General features: G+C 55.3%; 8 protein-coding genes, 3 rRNA genes and 2 pseudogenes. 1 reads left to right on the top strand and 12 read right to left on the bottom strand.

Annotated features, from left to right (window positions below; genetic code table 11):
• Positions 1–276: 276 nt before the first annotated feature.
• From OZX67_RS00695 to OZX67_RS00660, 8 genes and pseudogenes are all read right to left on the bottom strand, one after another.
• On the bottom strand, positions 277–1,068 hold the full coding sequence (locus tag OZX67_RS00695; RefSeq protein WP_277143207.1) for an ABC transporter ATP-binding protein: 792 nt from the start codon (positions 1,066–1,068) through the stop codon (positions 277–279).
• 11 nt (positions 1,069–1,079) lie between these two features.
• Complete coding sequence (locus tag OZX67_RS00690) at positions 1,080–1,466, bottom strand: hypothetical protein (RefSeq protein WP_277143206.1); 387 nt, start codon at positions 1,464–1,466, stop codon at positions 1,080–1,082.
• Positions 1,467–1,470: 4 nt separating this feature from the next.
• Positions 1,471–2,109, bottom strand: a pseudogene (locus OZX67_RS00685) (FtsX-like permease family protein); the annotation flags it as partial.
• 711 nt (positions 2,110–2,820) lie between these two features.
• Positions 2,821–3,318: pseudogene (locus OZX67_RS00680) on the bottom strand (hypothetical protein); the annotation flags it as partial.
• Between the two features lie 236 nt (positions 3,319–3,554).
• Positions 3,555–5,102, bottom strand: coding sequence for an FtsX-like permease family protein (locus OZX67_RS00675; RefSeq protein WP_277143204.1), 1,548 nt, complete (start codon positions 5,100–5,102; stop codon positions 3,555–3,557).
• 181 nt (positions 5,103–5,283) lie between these two features.
• Positions 5,284–6,558, bottom strand: coding sequence for a Fe-S-containing protein (locus OZX67_RS00670; RefSeq protein WP_277143202.1), 1,275 nt, complete (start codon positions 6,556–6,558; stop codon positions 5,284–5,286).
• Between the two features lie 513 nt (positions 6,559–7,071).
• On the bottom strand, positions 7,072–7,713 hold the full coding sequence (locus OZX67_RS00665) for an iron transporter (protein ID WP_277143200.1): 642 nt from the start codon (positions 7,711–7,713) through the stop codon (positions 7,072–7,074).
• Between the two features lie 105 nt (positions 7,714–7,818).
• A complete protein-coding gene (locus OZX67_RS00660) occupies positions 7,819–9,588 on the bottom strand; it encodes an FTR1 family protein (protein ID WP_277143198.1) in 1,770 nt (589 codons plus the stop codon).
• 949 nt (positions 9,589–10,537) lie between these two features.
• Here OZX67_RS00660 and OZX67_RS00655 point away from each other — a divergent pair.
• The gene (locus OZX67_RS00655) at positions 10,538–11,533 is read left to right on the top strand and encodes an alpha/beta hydrolase (protein WP_277143196.1); all 996 of its coding nucleotides are present in this window, start codon (positions 10,538–10,540) and stop codon (positions 11,531–11,533) included.
• A gap of 190 nt (positions 11,534–11,723) precedes the next feature.
• Here OZX67_RS00655 and rrf read toward each other — a convergent pair.
• The 4 genes from rrf to OZX67_RS00630 all read right to left on the bottom strand — a co-directional run bounded on the left by rrf (position 11,724) and on the right by OZX67_RS00630 (position 18,453).
• Positions 11,724–11,840: ribosomal RNA gene (gene rrf / locus OZX67_RS00650) — 5S ribosomal RNA — on the bottom strand.
• A gap of 163 nt (positions 11,841–12,003) precedes the next feature.
• Positions 12,004–15,071 (bottom strand): 23S ribosomal RNA (locus tag OZX67_RS00645).
• A gap of 419 nt (positions 15,072–15,490) precedes the next feature.
• Positions 15,491–17,014: ribosomal RNA gene (locus OZX67_RS00640) — 16S ribosomal RNA — on the bottom strand.
• The 16S, 23S and 5S rRNA genes sit together here, the layout of an rRNA operon.
• 1,175 nt (positions 17,015–18,189) lie before the next feature.
• Entirely contained in the window at positions 18,190–18,453 is a 264-nt protein-coding gene (locus OZX67_RS00630; RefSeq protein ID WP_277143192.1) for a type II toxin-antitoxin system Phd/YefM family antitoxin, read from the bottom strand.
• Between the last annotated feature and the right edge of the window lie 287 nt (positions 18,454–18,740).

Genomic DNA, 18,740 nt, shown 5'->3' with positions numbered 1-18,740 from the left:
GGCCTCAGGCCTGGCAAGTGGCGTCGCACCCGAACATTGAATTGAGCAAGAACAAACAGCAGCATAGCATCATTCTCATTCCGAAGTCCCTTACACAGCCCCTACCCATGGCTCGTCCAACCTGAAATTCCTGAAATAGCCCACAACGTTTTCGACGGCAAGTATCTGCCATGTCACGCAAAGGGTACAATCGCAAGCCCGAAGCCACACCTAGCGTTTCCTGTAAACCGGTGAATTGAAGTTCAAGCTGCTACAAGTCGAAATTGCCTTATTCCGTTATCCTTGGACTTTCGCAGCTTTCGTCGGGTTGGCGAACGAAATCGGGGCATCGCCTTGCTGGGCGCCTTCGACTTGCGCGCCGGTGGAGGCTGGTTTGCCTCCCGCTGCTTCGTAAGCCTCACGCGCCTTTTGATCGTTCCACTGCTCGCCGACCAGCACACCGTGGTTCAGCATGATCTCGCGTTGCGCACACGAGGCGACCAACGCGTCGTGCGTCACCACGATGATGGTGGTTCCCTGCTCATGCAACTCACGGAAGAGGTCAAGCACGATTTTCTCGTTCTTCTCGTCCAGGTTGCCGGTGGGCTCGTCGGCCAAAATCAACTTGGGATGATTGATCAGCGCACGGGCGATGCACACACGCTGCTGCTCGCCGCCGGAAAGCTCGCTGGGCAGATGCTTCGCACGGTCTTTTAAGCCCACATGGTCAAGCGCCTCAAGCGCCTCCTTTTCGTCGACCACCGAATGATAGTACTGCGCCACCATCACGTTTTCGACGGCGGTCAGGTGCGGCACAAGGTAGAACTTCTGGAAGACCAGACCGATGACGTTCTTGCGCACGTCGGCCAGCTGAGTGGCGTTCAAGTCGTTGAGCTCGCGGCCTTCAAGCGTCACCGAACCCTTGGACGGCGAATCCATGCAGCCGATGATGTTCATCAGCGTGGTCTTGCCGGAACCGGACGAGCCCACGACCGCGAGCCACTGCCCCGCCGGCACGGTGAGGCTGAGGTCGTCCACCGCGTGAAGGTCGCCGTAGATCTTCGAAATATGATCAAGTTCGAGCAGCATAGCCACTCCTTTCACTCATTACTAAAATTTGTTCTTTCGTGCCAATAATCGGGCTTTGTCGCTTTCCGATAGTCCGTATCGGCATTATCAATAGCTTTATCATTGGGAAATTCATCGTGTTCAGGACCGGCATTCGGCCAACGAATTCGGTCCCGTAGCACGGAAAGCGTAAATAACGGAATTCCGGTGTTAGTCCTGTGAATGCGTAGCACGGAAAAAGCGAATGATACTTTATCGGTTTCTCTGCTGCCAAAGACTACTTCACCAACAAGAGGAACCACGGAATTCCAACCTTTTGAGATTTCAGTTACCGATAAAGCACAGCACGGACTTAATAAAGACTGCCTTGTTGACTTCCGTGCTGCTTCACTTGTTCCTACAAGATGAAATGCTCTCATACTGCTATTCCTCCTGCAGCACCACGGCCGGATCGATCCGCACCGCGTTGCGCACCGGGGGCAGCGACGCAAGCACCGCAACCAACATACTTACCAACACAGAGGCGAGCGCCAGCGGCCAGTTGAGAGAAAGCTTCTGTCCGAAAACGGAAGCGCTCAATGCACGCGCGAGCACATAGCCAATGGCCGTACCGAACAATCCGCCAATCAACCCGTAAAGCGCCGCTTCGACGGTGAACTCCACCGCGATGTCGCGAGACGAGGCGCCGAGTGCCTTGCGCAAGCCGATTTCGTTGCGTCGCTGCGAGACGATGGACGAAATCGTGGTTCCCACACCGACGAGCGTCAGCACGAGCACGACCACGGTGACAATCCAGAACAGCGTCTGCAGCATGGTGATGATGCGAACGTTGGACGAGGTAATCTTCGTGACCTTCTGTGCCTTCGCGTTGAGCGAAGCTTTCTTGTTGACGCTACTGACGAGATTGCTCAACTCTGCGTCAGAGGTATCAACGGAAAATTCGACCACATCCGCACCCCGCTCGAAACCGGTGAGTTTGTCGACGTCGAGGTTGTTGGCATAAACCATATCGTCCTCGCTGCCGCCGGTGTCGACGATGCCGTCCACCCGGAATTCCATCCCGCCCGCGTTGGGAGCGGTGGGCTTCCATTCCGCCAGTTGGACCGAGCCGGAACGATTATCCGCCTTTCCGACGTTCATTCCCGCCAAGTTCCATCCCGCCGGCGTTGCGGAACCAAAATGATTGTCTGCCTTTCCAACACCCATTGTTCCCGATGATTTCCATTGTGCAAGATTGACGGAACCAGAACCCTTGGCCGACATCTTCATGCCTAGCATATTCGCCATGTCGTGCGTGTCCTTACCCGACATATCCATACCCGTCATATCGGGAGTCTTGGCCTCTGCCGACATACTGTCCAATGCCTTGCCCAGCTTGTCCTTCGCCGTCGCGTCGGTCATACCTTGCTGCACAGTATCGGCATGCGACGAATCGGACATTTTCATGCCCTTCATATTCGACATGTCGTGCCCGGAGGAATTGCCACCTGTCGATTCCGAAGAACCGCTGTCTGAGCCACCGCTATTGCCGTTGCCATTCGCAAAGCCCTGCGAACTTGAGCTCTCACTTCCCGAACCGGAGTTACTGGAACCACCAGTCTCACCAGTAGTTGCGGCAGCAACGCTTTTGCCGGGACTGTATTTGATGATGATGGTCGAGCCGATCTTAGCATCGAGCTTGGTGGCCGCGTCGCGCCCGAGCATGACCCCGCCGTCCGACGGCCACTTGCCCTCCACACTCCAGTGATGGTTCAATGCCTTCACATCGTGCGGATCGATACCCGCCACCACGAACGGCAACGAATTGATACGAGTATTCTCATACCGATACGCGGCCGAACGCTCGGAACCAGCGTTTCTGACCGTCGAGTTCAGCGCCGCCACGGTTTTCTGGTCGAATCCGGAATCCGCGACATTTACACTGTCTGCATTATTTTTCTCATTAGTCGCGTTTGCGTCGCCGGACCAGTTGGCTCTATCGGCTCCATTAGAGCCTGTCGTCGTTCCGACACCCCCATCCACCGAGCCGGAATTATGAGCGCCATCGACGGCCTTCCCGGCCACAGTCCGCTGGGTCGGCGTAATAATGAGATTGGCACCATAAGCCCGCATTTCCTCGTTCATCTGCTGCGGCACCGCCACGCAGATCGCCGCCAGACAGAACAGCGTCGCCGCGCCCACCAGGGAAGCAACCACGGCCATCATCGCCCGCGAGCGCCTCCGAAACACCGCACTAAACAACATGCGGAAGAACATGCGCCGGTTCGTCATCGGACGCTCGATAGAAATGTCAGCAGAACCCGCAGAGATATTTGCATTACTTTCCACACAAGCATCGGAGTTCGCGCCGTCATTTTTATAGACGCCTTTGCTGTCATCGTTCCGTTTCAAGTCACTCATGCCGTCCTCCTTTCGTTACTATCGGCATCGACGAAAAACCGGCCTCGCACATGTCGTGCCCGCATCTTTGCCTCTTTACCATCACGCTCGCTCCGAGCCCATTGCGATCAGCGGCCATGCAGCACCTCCGCCGGACGCAAATGCAGAATCGAACGAATCGAGGAGAACGAAGCAATCAGAATGGTCACGGCCAACAGGACGAACACCAGCACAAACACCATCGGCCGCATCGCTACTCCCGAGCCGAACACGACATGGCCAATGACTTGCGCAAGCAGTGAGCCGAGTCCCGCGCCGACCAAGCCGCCGATAAGCGAAATCACCGCCGTTTCAGTGAGCATCAGCCTCGAAGCCGCACCGTCTGTAGCCCCGATGGCCTTGAGCAACGCCAGTTCCGAACCACGCTCACCAATCGAAGACGCCATGAGATTGGCCACGGCGATAGCTGCTGCAATCAAGCTCAGCGCGGTCATCAGTATCATCATCGCCTGCGTCTTGTGCAGCACATCGCCCTGCAGCGCCGCAACCTGCCGAACCTGCTTGGCGACGGCCCCCGGCATCACTTCCTCGATCTGATAGGCAATCGAAGACGGATAAGCCGTGCAGTACCAGGTCTCCCATTCCTCCTGGCTCAGCGCCGCCGGGTCTTTTTCGGCCTTGCGCGCCAAATCGTTTTCGGGGGTCGTGAGCGCCTTGACCTCGATTTTGTCGATGGAATCCGGCAAATCGGCAAGCCGCTGCGCCGACCATGAAGGGATGTACATGCCATTGGCATCGTTGTCGCCGGAATCGAAAATCCCGACAATCCGCACGCGCTGGCTGCGGTGCTGCCCATCGGCCGCAACTTTGGAAACTGTAACGGTCTGCCCGACTTTGGTATGGGTGGCGTTCGCCAGGTCCTTGCCCATCATGCCTTGAACGACACCATCCGCACTCGTAGAATCTGCCGTATTTCTACTTTTCGGAGCGTTCTTGGAGCCGACACCGGCCGCATCGTTCTGAACATTCTTAGAATTGGCATCAGCGGCTTGCTTTCCGTTGTCGCCTCCCATAGCCATATTCATGGAGCTTCCGGATTGGCCTTTGTCACCCTGCTCATCTGCGCCAGCAGTTTTATTGGTGTCACCAGCGGCCACGACTTTGCCGGTTCCTGCGGCTCCGGCACCGTCCTTGGCCCAGGCTCCGTCGACCTTCCACCACGAACGCATGCCTTTGACCCCGGCGATCACGCTTTCGCCGGTCGCCAGCGGCACTTTCTTGTTGAACCACGTCCCCGTCACCGGCACGTTGCGCCCGTCGATGGTCGCGTTCACGTTGAGTTCCGGCGCGAAATCGGTGATGTTGAACGCCCAGAACGTCGTTTTGATGCTGGGCACGTCCGATTCCTTGAGGAACGAAGTCGGGTCCGCGTCTTGTGCACCGTTACCCGCGTCGGCGGTATTGTACAAGTCCGACACCACCGCGTCGGCCTTGGGTTTGACCACGATATTCGAGCCATAAGTAGACAGTTCGGCGTTGAGTTTGTCGCCCACATCGAAGACGACGCCGAGCATCGCCACGCAGATCGTGGCCGACAGGCACACAGTCACCGCAATCAGCAATCGCCGCTTGAGCTGCCGCGAAAACGAGCGGAATACCATTCTCAGCAGAAACATCACGCTCTCCCTTCAGCAATAATCGCGTTCATACCTCTAACCCTGTTTTTATGCGCACTTCCGTGAGGGTTAGGAGCACGATTGCAATTCCCTGCCTTTAAACCAATAGAAACTCGTATTTGCCGTAGGTTTAGAGGCGGTTTCGTCTTCACATGCGTAGATTTCGCCATAATCGCCCGCCTTATTCCTTAAAGTGGCTCGACAGCGCGTCGAGATCGGAGGTGTGGATGGTGATTTTGCCGTGCGACGCCTCGAACGGGAACGGTATCGGATTGCAACCGCCCTTGAAGCCGATGGTCGCGACGTTCATCTCTACGCCGCAGCGTTTGCAGATGATCTTGCCGTCCTTTTCGTAGTAGCCGGCATCTCCACATGTCATACATGCATCAAGCCCGACGCCGTAAGAACCGCCGTTCTTCTTGATGATGATGAAGCGCATCACGGTGCCGTCCTTGGCCTTGTACTGGAAGCGGTGCAGGTGGCCGTCGTCCACCTTGTTGAAGGCGATGGTCGCGATGCCGTTGTGCTGCGAATATCCTTCCGGCGGCGAAAGTGTCGGCTGTTCATGGACTTTGGCCACACCTGCGGTCAGGGCGAACGTCACCACAATCATGGCGATCAGGCTCCATGCGCCGGCCGCTTTCGCGCGGCGCCGGAACGCTTTGTGCTCACGAACGACGGCATCATTGGCACCGGCCAGCGGCGTACGGAAGCCGGCCGCAATCGAAGCGATAACAGGGATGATAAAGACCAGCACCGAGGCGATGACCAAATTCATGTCATTATTCGCCGCGACAATCAGCACGTTAAATGCGGTCCCGTCGAATTCGACAAACATCATCGACATCAGCAGCGAGCAAAGTTGCGTCAAATGGCGAACCAGCAAAATCAGCAGCATCAACATTGAAGCCGCAAGGAAGCTGCCACGTACCGCCGTGGTACGCATGGTACGGAAAATCGCCGCCACCACGACGGCCGTCGCGATGCCCAGCACAAAGCCGAGTGCACGCAACAGCATCTTGGAGGTAAACGGGGATTCGCCGGTCTCCACAAAACTGGTCAGCTGCATAAAGACATCCTGCGAGGCAAAGAACGTAGTCAACGCAATGCCTATTGCCGAAATCGCGTTGGCTACATGCAGCCGGACCGGATGCTCATGCCAGTCGCGCACAAGCCCTTTGGAGCAGGCCATAATCGCGAGTATCAACACATCGCAGACCACGCACCCAATGAGCACCGGCAGATTGACCCCAGAACGCCGGTCGACGATGACCAGCACGCGTAGCATAGTAAAAATCAGCGCCGCCGCAATCCCGACAATCAACCCATAGAGCCGCCACTGTCGACTGACCGGCCTATCGCGCCCCTCGCCGACCCCGAGCAGCACGCTCAGTGTCATCACCAGCAGCGCCGGCGCCACCATCCCCGGCAGCGCCCCCACAAATTCCTCGAGCATTTTCTCGAATCCTTATCCTTGCCAACCGTAATTAGCTAGCTTTTATCTCATTACCAAGGAATCAACTGACGCAGTTGTCTGGGAATATACTTGCTTCGACACCCTCCAGGCCGGTAGGCCAAGCTTTATGTCTCAGCAAGCATATTCCCAGACAACTACTCAACCAATGAATCATTAGCATTGGCAATTAGTTAAATGACATAGCAATACGAAGTAAACGCAAACTACTAAATCTTTGCGAGCTAAGCGTTACGTAGGTTAAAAAACATCCGCAACTACGCAAAACTATTTTTTATCCGCTCCAGTCGCTTTGCATCTAGTTACCGTTGAGTGGTGGAGGAAGGCATGCTTGCTGAGGAATAAAGCTCGGCCTAAGCAAAATCAGAGATTTTGCCTTCGCGCTCGATACATCGCGCTCACCAAACCTACAGACAGCCCACAGGGCTGTCCGCTTAACGGTTTGGCCGGTAAGGGTTCCGAAGCAAGTATGCCTTCCTCCACCACGTCAGTTGGTCACCACTGATGCACGACGTAATTCCAATCGAAACTGGCCACAATCGGCTTCGTCCAGAAGCGGCCCTTGACGCCCGTATCCGGGTCGACGTGCAGCGTCCAGCCATTGGTTTCAGGGCTGTAGATGGTGTAGGTGAGTTTGTATTGCCCGGCCTTGTCGAGCTTGATGTTGGCGCCGTAGTGCGGCCCGTCGTCGGCGTTCATCTCCATGAACGTGCCGTCCTGCTTGTTGTTCGGGTCGTTCTTGTCCTGAATCTGATACTTGACGGTGAGCTTCGGAATGAAGTCGCCGGTGCCGTAGCCAAGGTTGTTGTCCTTGAGCGCATGGATGTCGGCCTCCAGGTGGAGGTTCGATTCGGCCGCCGAAAGTCCCATTCCCTGCGGATACATATCAACCGGCTGGAAGTAAACGGTCGCGATGTTCAACGGGAAGATCTGCTGGTCGTGCCCGATCGGAATCTCCTCGAACTTCGCACCGTTGCTGTTGGCCTTCTTCTGCGCGTTCTGCGAGGACGACGAGCTGGACTTGCCCTTGTCGCCGGAAGCAGAGCCCGAGCCGTTCGACCCGCACGCTGCGAGTGAGAACGCGAGCGCACCGGCGACGACTGCGGTCAGCAGACCGGTCAGTTTGTTCTTCTTCATGATTTTCTCCTGTTTATTTTGGAATATTTATTATCAAATGTTTATAAAAGGGATATACCAAGCGAATCCGTATGACGAATTCATCTCGTTTTCCCAAAGCCACGTCTATACCATGGTTCCAGCGGAATGAGCCGATTCCACAGCTTTCATCATTTTTTCGTGATGCTTGTGAATCCCGAAAACGACGAACAACGCGATAATCACCACGGCCGCGATAATCTGCGCGACAATCGTTTCGGTATACGGGTAAAGCCCGAGCCATTCGTTGGTCGGCATACTCGCCAGATAGGTTCCGTTGATGGCATCGCCTTCAATGAGCGAGTGCACGCCGCCGCCGGCAAACGTCACAGCCAAAACCGCGAGCAGCGCCGAGGTGATCAGGAAGAACGGATGCAGTGGAATGTGCACGGAAGTGAAACGAATCAGCACAAAGACAAGAACCAGTACGACCGCGGCCGCCAACCCGCCAATCCACATGCCCTTCGAATCCTTCGTCATCGAGTAGACGCTTTGATAGAACATCACCGTCTCGGCGCCTTCGCGGAAGACGGCCAGGAAGCTCAGCATCGCGAGCGACACCACGCCGGCGAACGTCAGCGAATCTGCAGCGGACACATCAGAAACGGCCTTTTTCGCCTTGCTTCCGATGTAGCTTTGCCACGCGTCGGCATCGGATTTCGAAAGCATCCAGTTGCTGGTGTAGATGAGCATGCACATCGCGATCAGCGCGACCACGCCCTCCATGTTCTCCTGCTGCGGCCCGTTGCCGTTGAAGAACACCGCGAACAGCACCGCCATCAGCCCCGAGCCCAGCAACCCGACGACCACGCCGAGATAAATCCACTTCACGAGCTTCTTGTTGTCGCTTTTGAGCATGTAGGCGATGATGGCGGCGACCACCAACAGCGCTTCGAGCCCTTCGCGCACCAAAATCAGGAACGACTGCCCGATTGAGCTGGTGGCGAATTTCGTGGCACCGTTGACCTGATCTTCGGCTCCGCCGTCGAGTTTCTTGGCATCGACGTTAAGGTTGGCCTTGAGCTCATCGGCCTGCTTCTTGATACCGGCCGGTGCATCCCCGCGCACCATGGCCTTGCGCAGTTCCTTGAAACAGCTTTCCATATAGGAGACGCGCGAGCCGGAAATCGCGTTCATCACGTTCTTCTCGAAACCGAGCTTTTCATAGTACTGGTAATAGGCTTCGTTGACCTTGTCGGCGCCTTTTTCGCCATTCCCGGCTTTGGCCGCGGCAACGCCCTGGTCGATGACCTTGCCCATCTGTCCGGCGACCTCAAGCCAAGTACGGTTCCCCTTGCCGTAGAACTTGGTTTTCTTGTTCTTCTGCAGAACCTTGCGCTGTTCCTTGACCGTCTTCTCGATTTGAGCCGCATATGCCTTGGGCTTGGCGAGATTTGGGCTGGCATCGAGCTGCCCGGCAGCCGCATTAAGTTCGTTGGAAAGCGTACCGATTTGCGCGGCCAAATCGGCACCGTGCCCGTCGCTATACGTCAGTTGTTGCACAGACTGGAACTGGTTCATCTCATTTTGCTGACGATCCGCGCCCAGAGTTTCCTGCACCGCACGACTGAAATTGGAAGCGGTATATCTGGTCGAAACCGCGCTCATCTGCGAGGCGGCCGTGGTCCTGTCCCCAGAAGCATAAGTCCCATTGACCTGCGCAAGTCCCTTGCCCAAGTCTTTGGCCACCCCGCTCCAATTGTCATCTTCCGCCGTAACGGTGTCCGCTGCAGTCCGTACCGAATAACCCTGATTCCCGCCAATCACCTGACCCTGCGACGTGGCAGCACCCGCAGTAACCACGTCCACTACAGAACGTATGAAATGACCTAAATCTCCGACCTGAGCCTGCGACATTTCAGCCCCAGCAACCGACCCGCTGAATCGAACCTGCCTCTCGACCGTATTCGCACCATTAGTCGTTACGGGCGTATCAACCGCAGCCCGCACTCGCGAAACAGAATTCCCGATGCTTGAATGATTTCGTACTTGTGCATCGTTTCGGGAAACACCAGCAGTGACCACTGAACCAGCAAGTTGTAATTGATTTTGATTCGACACTTCCTCATCGGAGTATTCTCGCTCTGCAGCTGTTTGATTACTTTGCACTAGCTGATTTGATTCGACTCGGCCATCCGAATCATAAGAAATATTCGAGCTTACAACATTCGAAGATTCCCTATCCGCCGGAATTGTTGGGTTCTGCGGGACCAGTAGCGACGCAATCATCGCCACTACCGCCAACAGTGGCAACAGTGCCACAAACTTGGTCAGCCTTGTCTTCGCACGCATTGGCGCTCCGCTTCACTCTGTTACGCGACACTATTGTGTCGTTGTGTCTCCAAATAGAGTAAAGGAAAACAAGAAAGAAAAAAAGACTTGTTTTTTAAATTTTTTTATGGTATTGAAGCCCGAAATTTCAACCTTTTGTGAGATTCTACATAATTTATGCATCCTGTTTTAAACGTCTGTAGAAATTAAAAATATCACTATTGAAGGGCTAGGATTTATTCTCCATTTTTATATCGTTTTCGTTGTCTGAAAGCGTTTGGTTTACTTTCCTGCAGAAAAGCGGAATTTGACCTTTTACAGAACCGAAAACAGCACCCGTTTTCAACTTCTTACCGATTAGGGCGTAAGGCCATTAAACCACTTTAAATCAGGTAATAAAATATAACGACTAACTTTTCTGAAGAAATTAATTGTCACCGACAGCAACAACAACATTTTATTTAGCAGACGCTTGAATTAAGATTTGAGTTACTTCGATTTTTCAGCTACTTCGGTGACAGATAGGAGATGGGCGATGGCACATGTCAGCGACGAGATGATTGACCTGGAACTTCGCAGCACCGGAAGAATAATCCGGCGGGTTTTGCCATATTTCACGCCCACATCCATACGTTGGGCGAATCGTGTGACGCATCTGCTGAACGGCGTCAACTACACCCATTTGCATTATGAACAGCGGCATCTGCGCAGACCGGACGGAACCGATCTTCGTATCTGCATCTATCGGCCAAAGGCAAAACTTGCTGACAAAACGTTCAATACAGATTCGTTTTTTGCTCCGGCACCCGGCATCCTGTGGATACACGGCGGAGGATTCGCCCTTGAATTCCCCGAACTCGAGGCCTTTTATTTTCAAAAGATAGTGGATGCCACCAATGCAGTTCTCGTCGCTCCCGATTATCGCAAATCCACCGAAGCGCCGTATCCTGCGGCCCTTGAGGATTGCTATTGGACTTTGCTCTGGCTGAAAGACCATGCCAAGCAGCTGGGCGTGCGCTCAGATCAATTGATTGTCGCAGGAGCCAGCGCAGGCGGCAATCTCACAGCCGCGGTCAGTCTCTTGGCACGAGACCGAAAGGACGTCAATATCGCGTTCCAAGTACCGATTTGCCCCATGCTGGACGACCGGGAAACTCCAAGCTCATGCGACAATGATGCTCCTGTCTGGAACACCGCTTCAAATCGTCTGTGTTGGAATATGTATCTGGGAAAGCGCAGAGTCACCGCCGCCGTACCGGCATATGCTGCTCCAGCCAGGGTTCAAGATTTAAGCGGACTTCCGCCGACACTGAGCTACGTAGGCGATATCGAGCCGTTCCATGATGAAACAGTCACCTATATGAATCGTCTGACCGCAGCCGGTGTAGAAACGAGGTTCCGTGTCTTCCCCGGCGCGTTCCATGTCTTTGATGCGCTTGTTCCACATGCGGAGATCTCAGAAGATGCGGCAAAGTTCCTGCTAGATGGTTTCGAATACGGAATTAAAAACTTCTTTGCCAACCAAAATTAATTGAGATTGCGGTGTTTATTGGAGTGCGGCAGAATCGTTCCCTGGTTGTCGTGTTGTGGCGGGAGCCCGGTTGGTGTGGTTTCCGGGTATGTGCGGGAGGGCCCCGGGCGGATCGTGTGGGCCCGGCCGTGGGGGCCCGGATACGGGAAAAGGGGAGCGGCCCTTGCGGGCGCTCCCCTTGTGAAGTGTGGTGCGGCGGCGGGCTACTCTCCCACACCCTGTCGGGTGCAGTACCATCGCCGTGCCAGGCCTTAGCTTCCGGGTTCGGAATGGGACCGGGCGTCTCCCCTGGGCTATGGCCGCCGCAAATCTTGAATTGTACGCAACCCGTGGGCTGCGGGATAGTGGCGGCTCGGGAACCGGAAAGCGGACGCGTTAGATGCAGATGAATCGTAGTGCGGTCATTCAGCGCTCATGCTGTCTGAATGTCTTTCGCAGAGGATGCCTCACGTCCCATCAATGGAGATGGGAGTGTGATTGCCTTTCGGCCGTTAGTACCGGTCGGCTCCGCCCCTCGCGGGGCTTCCACGTCCGGCCTATCAACCAGGTGTTCTGACCTGGGGCCTACAGGGACTCTAAGGTCCCAAGGAATACTGATCTCGGAGCAGGCTTCCCGCTTAGATGCTTTCAGCGGTTATCCCTTCCGAACGTAGCCAACCGGCCGTGCCGCTGGCGCGACAACCGGCATACCAGAGGTTCGTCCACCCAGGTCCTCTCGTACTATGGGCAGGTCTCCTCAATATTCCAACGAGCGCAGAGGATAGAGACCAAACTGTCTCACGACGTTCTGAACCCAGCTCGCGTGCCGCTTTAATCGGCGAACGGCCGAACCCTTGGGACCTGCTACAGCCCCAGGATGCGACGAGCCGACATCGAGGTGCCAAACCATCCCGTCGATATGGACTCTTGGGAATGATCAGCCTGTTATCCCCGGGGTACCTTTTATCCGTTGAGCGATGCCGCGCCCGTGCGCCGGCACCGGATCACTATCTCCGACTTTCGTCCCTGCTCGACCCGTCGGTCTCACAGTCAAGCCCGCTTGTGCGATTGCACTCGACACCCGATTGCCAACCGGGCTGAGCGGACCTTTGAGCGCCTCCGTTATCCTTTGGGAGGCAACCGCCCCAGTTAAACTACCCGCCAGGACTGTCCCTGACACGGATGACGTGTCGAGGTTAGACATCAAATGGAGACAGAGCGGTATTTCACCTTGCGGCTCCACGATGGCTGGCGCCACCGCTTCGAAGCCTCCCGCCTATGCTACACAGTTTCCACCTAATGACAATACCAAGGTATAGTAAAGGTCCCGGGGTCTTTTCGTCCTTCTGCGCTTAACGAGCATCTTTACTCGTACTGCAATTTCGCCGAGCTCCTGGTCGAGACAGTGGGGAAGTCGTTACGCCATTCGTGCAGGTCGGAACTTACCCGACAAGGAATTTCGCTACCTTAGGATGGTTATAGTTACCACCGCCGTTTACCGGGGCTTGAATTCACCGCTGCCCCCGCGCGAAGCGGGATGACGGATCCTCTTAACCTTCCGGCACCGGGCAGGCGTCAGTGCATATACAGCGGCTTGCGCCTTCGCATGCACCTGTGTTTTTGGTAAACAGTCGCTACCCCCTGGTCTGTGCCACCCCCGAGGCTCCCGCGCAAGGCGGTTCACCCCAGGGGGTCTCCCTTATACCGAAGGCACGGGAGTGATTTGCCGAGTTCCTTGACCAGGATTCGCTCGATCGCTTTGGTATTCTCTACCTGACCACCTGTGTCGGTTTGCGGTACGGGCGCCGCAGCACCTCGCGCCGAAGCTTTTCTCGGCAACGGAAACCACCGGGTTCGGCCCCAACGGGCCCCACCATCGCGCCTCACCCTCGATGCACCCCGGATTTGCCTGGGGTGCGGGCTGCACGCTTGGCCACGGACTACCACCGCCGCGGCCGGCTCCTCCATTGCGTCACTCCTGCGCTGGCCTACCGGAAGGTCTGTCCCAACCACCGAGCATCAGGCACCCCGAAGGGAGCCATCCGCAGGGCGGGAGGTTAGTACCCGACTTTCGGCCCGGACGGTCCTGCGCCGGTACGGGAATATCGACCCGTTCGTCCATTCGACTACGCCTGTCGGCCTCGCCTTAGGACCCGACTCACCCGGGGACGATGAACGTGGCCCCGGAACCCTTGGTCATCCAGCGGACGGGATCCTCACCCGTCTCTCGCTACTCATGTCTGCATTCTCGCTCCCGCACGGTCCACGGCGAGCTTACGCTGCCGCTTCACCCCGTACGGGACGCTCTCCTACCCAGCAACAAAAGCTGCTGCCGCGTCTTCGGTGGCGTGCTTGAGCCCCGCTACATTGTCGGCGCGGAACCACTAGACCAGTGAGCTGTTACGCACTCTTTCAAGGGTGGCTGCTTCTGAGCCAACCTCCTGGCTGTCTATGCGACTCCACATCCTTTCCCACTTAGCACGCGCTTCGGGACCTTAGACGACGATCTGGGCTGTTTCCCTTTCGACGACGGAGCTTATCCCCCGCCGACTCACTGCCGCGCTCTACCACAACGGGTATTCGGAGTTTGGTTGCCGTCGGTACGCGATACGCGCCCTCAGGCATCCAGTAGCTCTACCCCCCGGTGGAACCACGCGACGCTGCACCTAAATGCATTTCGGAGAGAACCAGCTATCACGGAATTTGATTGGCCTTTCACCCCTAGCCCCAAGTCATCCCCCCAGTTTTCAACCTAGGTGGGTCCGGTCCTCCACGCGGTCTTACCCGCGCTTCAACCTGCTCAGGGCTAGATCATCCCGCTTCGGGTCCAGGACAAGCGACTCAAACGCCTTTTGAGACTCGCCTTCGCTACGGCTCCCCCACGACGGGTTAGCCTCGCCACCTGCCACTGACTCGCAGACTCATTTTTCGATAGGCACGCCGTCACCCCACAAGGAGGCTCCGACGGTTCGTAGGCGCACGGTTTCAGAAACTGTTTCATTCCCCTCCCGGGGTGCTTTTCACCTTTCCCTCACGGTACTCGTTCGCTATCGGTCAGACAGTCATATCTAGGCTTACCCCACGGTCGGGGCGGATTCACACGGGATTCCACGAGTCCCGTGCTACTTGGGAACCTGGATCGGAAGGCAGCGCGCGACCGGCTACGGGGCCATCACCCTCTACGGCCGGGAATTCAATCCCGTTCGCCTAGCACGCCGCTTTATGACTTCCGCCGGACGCTCCAGCATCCGGGCACCAGGCCCCACAACACCCGCCGCGCAACGCCTGGAGGCTATCACACGCGGCCGGTTTGGCCTGATCCGCTTTCGCTCGCCACTACTCACGGAATATCCTTTCCTGCAGGTACTGAGATGTTTCACTTCCCTGCGTACCCCCCGCACGAATGCGGTGCCGGCCCATACGGCCGGCGGGTCCCCCCATTCGGAAATCCTCGGATCAAAGCCCTGTCGGCGGCTCCCCGAGGCCTATCGCGGCCCCACACGTCCTTCATCGGTACTGTCTGCCAAGGCATCCACCATACGCCCTTACCAGCAACACACACCCATACAGGCTGCATGCCGCAAGGACCTTCTGCGAAAAACTCTGGACAACACATCATCACACTATGAATGATCACAAAACGATCGACCAAATCCCCGATTGGAATCGGAGACCGGTCTTAAAAATTGCATCTAACAAAGCAAGATCAAAATCTTGCTCGCGTCCACTATCCAGTTCTCAAGCCACCACGCACGACCGGATCAGACGCCCCATCCGGGGCCGCCGTCAACGGAAGGCATCGAATCGCACCCGCACTAAGCGGGGGTGGCGATCCGGGAGCCCAAAAGCATGCCCGCACCACAATGTACGTGTAAAGTTGTGATTCTCTGATCTTTTCCACACCAGCAGGACCACACCAGGGAACATCCCCGGCAGGCCCGACACCGGCCACCATACAGTGGCCTGAATTCTCCGTAGAAAGGAGGTGATCCAGCCGCACCTTCCGGTACGGCTACCTTGTTACGACTTAGTCCCAATCACGAGCCTCACCTTAGACGGCTCCGCCCACAAGGGTTCGGACACCGGCTTCGGGTGCTGCCCACTTTCATGACTTGACGGGCGGTGTGTACAAGGCCCGGGAACGCATTCACCGCGGCGTTGCTGATCCGCGATTACTAGCGACTCCGCCTTCATGGAGTCGGGTTGCAGACTCCAATCCGAACTGAGACCGGTTTTCAGGGATCCGCTCCGCGTCACCGCGTCGCATCCCGTTGTACCGGCCATTGTAGCATGCGTGAAGCCCTGGACGTAAGGGGCATGATGATCTGACGTCATCCCCACCTTCCTCCGAGTTGACCCCGGCGGTCCCTTGTGAGTTCCCACCATAACGTGCTGGCAACACAAGGCGAGGGTTGCGCTCGTTGCGGGACTTAACCCAACATCTCACGACACGAGCTGACGACGACCATGCACCACCTGTGAACCGGCCCCGAAGGGAAGCGCCGTCTCCGACGCGATCCGGAACATGTCAAGCCCAGGTAAGGTTCTTCGCGTTGCATCGAATTAATCCGCATGCTCCGCCGCTTGTGCGGGCCCCCGTCAATTTCTTTGAGTTTTAGCCTTGCGGCCGTACTCCCCAGGCGGGATGCTTAACGCGTTAGCTCCGACGCGGAACCCGTGGAATGGGCCCCACATCCAGCATCCACCGTTTACGGCGTGGACTACCAGGGTATCTAATCCTGTTCGCTCCCCACGCTTTCGCTCCTCAGCGTCAGTAACAGCCCAGAGACCTGCCTTCGCCATTGGTGTTCTTCCCGATATCTACACATTCCACCGTTACACCGGGAATTCCAGTCTCCCCTACTGCACTCAAGCCCGCCCGTATCCGGCGCAGACCCATCGTTAAGCGATGGGCTTTCACACCAGACGCGACGAACCGCCTACGAGCTCTTTACGCCCAATAAATCCGGATAACGCTTGCACCCTACGTATTACCGCGGCTGCTGGCACGTAGTTAGCCGGTGCTTATTCGAAGGGTACACTCACTCTCGCTTGCTCCCCAACAAAAGCGGTTTACAACCCGAAGGCCTTCATCCCGCACGCGGCGTCGCTGCATCAGGGTTCCCCCCCATTGTGCAATATTCCCCACTGCTGCCTCCCGTAGGAGTCTGGGCCGTATCTCAGTCCCAATGAGGCCGGTCGCCCTCTCAGGCCGGCTACCCGTCAAAGCCTTGGTGGGCCGTTGCCCCGCCAACAAGCTGATAGGACGCGACCCCATCCCATGTCGGTAACCCTTTCCCGCGATCACATGCGATCACGCGGAACACCCGGCATTACCACCCGTTTCCAGGAGCTATTCCGGAACATGGGGCAGGTTGGTCACGCATTACTCTCCCGTTCGCCACTCTCACCCAAGTGCAAGCACCTGGGATCCCGTTCGACTTGCATGTGTTAAGCACGCCGCCAGCGTTCATCCTGAGCCAGAATCGAACCCTCCACAAAAAACATGAAAGGCCGAACAAATCGGCTCTATACAAAATAATTGACGGAACCATTCCATAAGGGGGAATGGCCCCCACTAAAAACCCCGACACGAATTAAGCCCCCTAGGACACCCCGAAAACGGGGCACGCGCCGGACTGGCAATCAAAAAAAGCTTTACAACAAAAAGTAGTACAGACACACTCTTGAGTTCTCAAACCACCACCACACCAATGATTTCAACTAATCTCGGGGATTTGTTGTCGCCATCAGGCAGCAAGTAGATAACTTACACTAGGTTGCCCCCAGACGCAAGTCCTATCCGAATAAAAACCCTTAATTCCTTGAAACGACAGCGTTTCAACGGCGTGTCGGAATTTGCTTTAATAATCAGTTTACGCTTGTTTAAAATATATAAAATCCGGAAATTAGCTAAAAAATACTTCTAATAATTCTGAATCGGCGTGTTTCCTTAGAACGATACAAACAGTTCTAACTTTTATCTTATAACCATGAAAGTCAACATCTTAGAAAGTCGGACAACGAGCGTCAGATCTTAGAAAGTATTTATAGAAATCCGATAATGGACATTATGTTCGTTTAAGTTGCCCCAGTTATGATCAACACCGGAGCGGAATATCGAAGACCACTCAAATACCGGTCTGTAAACCTCTAAAGCGCCAAAAGACTTAGACGTTTAACAACAGGCAAAATCATCTTTGAAGATTCAGGCTTCGCTTATTACGCAATCCGAATTTTCATTTTAACTGCTACACAAGTAGAAATTCCTGGTTCCAGACTAACTCTCATCGAAAAACCTGACTTCTTTCCTCGCAACTTCTCCGGTTCATCTCAATTCCGTGGTGTTTTAGAATTGATGATTTGCCAGATGTTGAATAGTGACTCGAGCATGAACAGAGCAAAATGGCACCGCTCTTATTCGTAATGGCTCCATGCTGCATATATCGTTACCGTCTGCGTATCGTCATCGATATCGTAAACCACACGGTGTTGGCTGTTGATCCTTCGAGAATACAATCCTCTGCTGGTCGGCTGCAGCTTTTCGAATGATTGGGTCGGTTGATATGGATCTGATTTCAGATCCGCAACGACCTGCATGAATGATTGCTGAAGATGTGAACGCTTGAGTTTTTTAAGATCGGACTTCGCTGAATTCTTGATGACGACGCGATAGGTCACAGCGTGTCCCAATCAATGTCATCAATATCTGTGGTTCCGCTGTCATCTGCACGACGCTTTTCAGCTGTGGCGAGGGTGCCGGTGTTTTCCAGATAGAGGGTTTCCATAATCGAGTTCCAATCGGCACGATTGACAACCACAGCTTCCTCGTCCTTGTTCCCCCTAGCGGGAGAGATAACTACAGGCTTGCGCTGCACGTTGACGTCCTTGAGAATCTGATACAGATTCTTCCTTGCCGCCGTCGGAGTATAGGTATCCATATTTGCCACCTGTATTGAAGTCTGAACATTAATATAACGTACGCTACACAAGTACGCTTATCTAGAGTGTAACATATTTAATTTTGTCATCAAGTTTATCGAACTTGCATACGGTTCTGAGATTTGGTGGCCAAGGACGACTGTCTCTATCCTCTAGCATATGAAGAGTTGAAGCTGTAACAATCGCGCGAGAGTCCGGAACGAGTTCCTATACGGGACCAAGAACCTTTCCGCCGCCCAGCATCGAGATTGCACGTGGTTGAGAATGCAGGACAGGTTTAATCTTG

It is taken from the genome of Bifidobacterium sp. ESL0728 (assembly GCF_029392015.1).
Lineage (GTDB): Bacteria > Actinomycetota > Actinomycetes > Actinomycetales > Bifidobacteriaceae > Bifidobacterium.
Note: the sequence above shows the minus strand (reverse complement) of the source record. Positions and strands in the feature narration are given on the sequence as shown.

What these genes read in the sequence shown, in the direction of transcription:
- OZX67_RS00695 (WP_277143207.1), bottom strand. Translation starts at nt 1,068, where the DNA reads ATGCTGCTCGAACTTGATCATATTTCGAAGATCTACGGCGACCTTCAC.
- OZX67_RS00690 (WP_277143206.1), bottom strand. Translation starts at nt 1,466, where the DNA reads ATGAGAGCATTTCATCTTGTAGGAACAAGTGAAGCAGCACGGAAGTCA.
- OZX67_RS00675 (WP_277143204.1), bottom strand. Translation starts at nt 5,102, where the DNA reads ATGTTTCTGCTGAGAATGGTATTCCGCTCGTTTTCGCGGCAGCTCAAG.
- OZX67_RS00670 (WP_277143202.1), bottom strand. Translation starts at nt 6,558, where the DNA reads ATGCTCGAGGAATTTGTGGGGGCGCTGCCGGGGATGGTGGCGCCGGCG.
- OZX67_RS00665 (WP_277143200.1), bottom strand. Translation starts at nt 7,713, where the DNA reads ATGAAGAAGAACAAACTGACCGGTCTGCTGACCGCAGTCGTCGCCGGT.
- OZX67_RS00660 (WP_277143198.1), bottom strand. Translation starts at nt 9,588, where the DNA reads ATGTCGCAGGCTCAGGTCGGAGATTTAGGTCATTTCATACGTTCTGTA.
- OZX67_RS00655 (WP_277143196.1), top strand. Translation starts at nt 10,538, where the DNA reads ATGGCACATGTCAGCGACGAGATGATTGACCTGGAACTTCGCAGCACC.
- OZX67_RS00630 (WP_277143192.1), bottom strand. Translation starts at nt 18,453, where the DNA reads ATGGATACCTATACTCCGACGGCGGCAAGGAAGAATCTGTATCAGATT.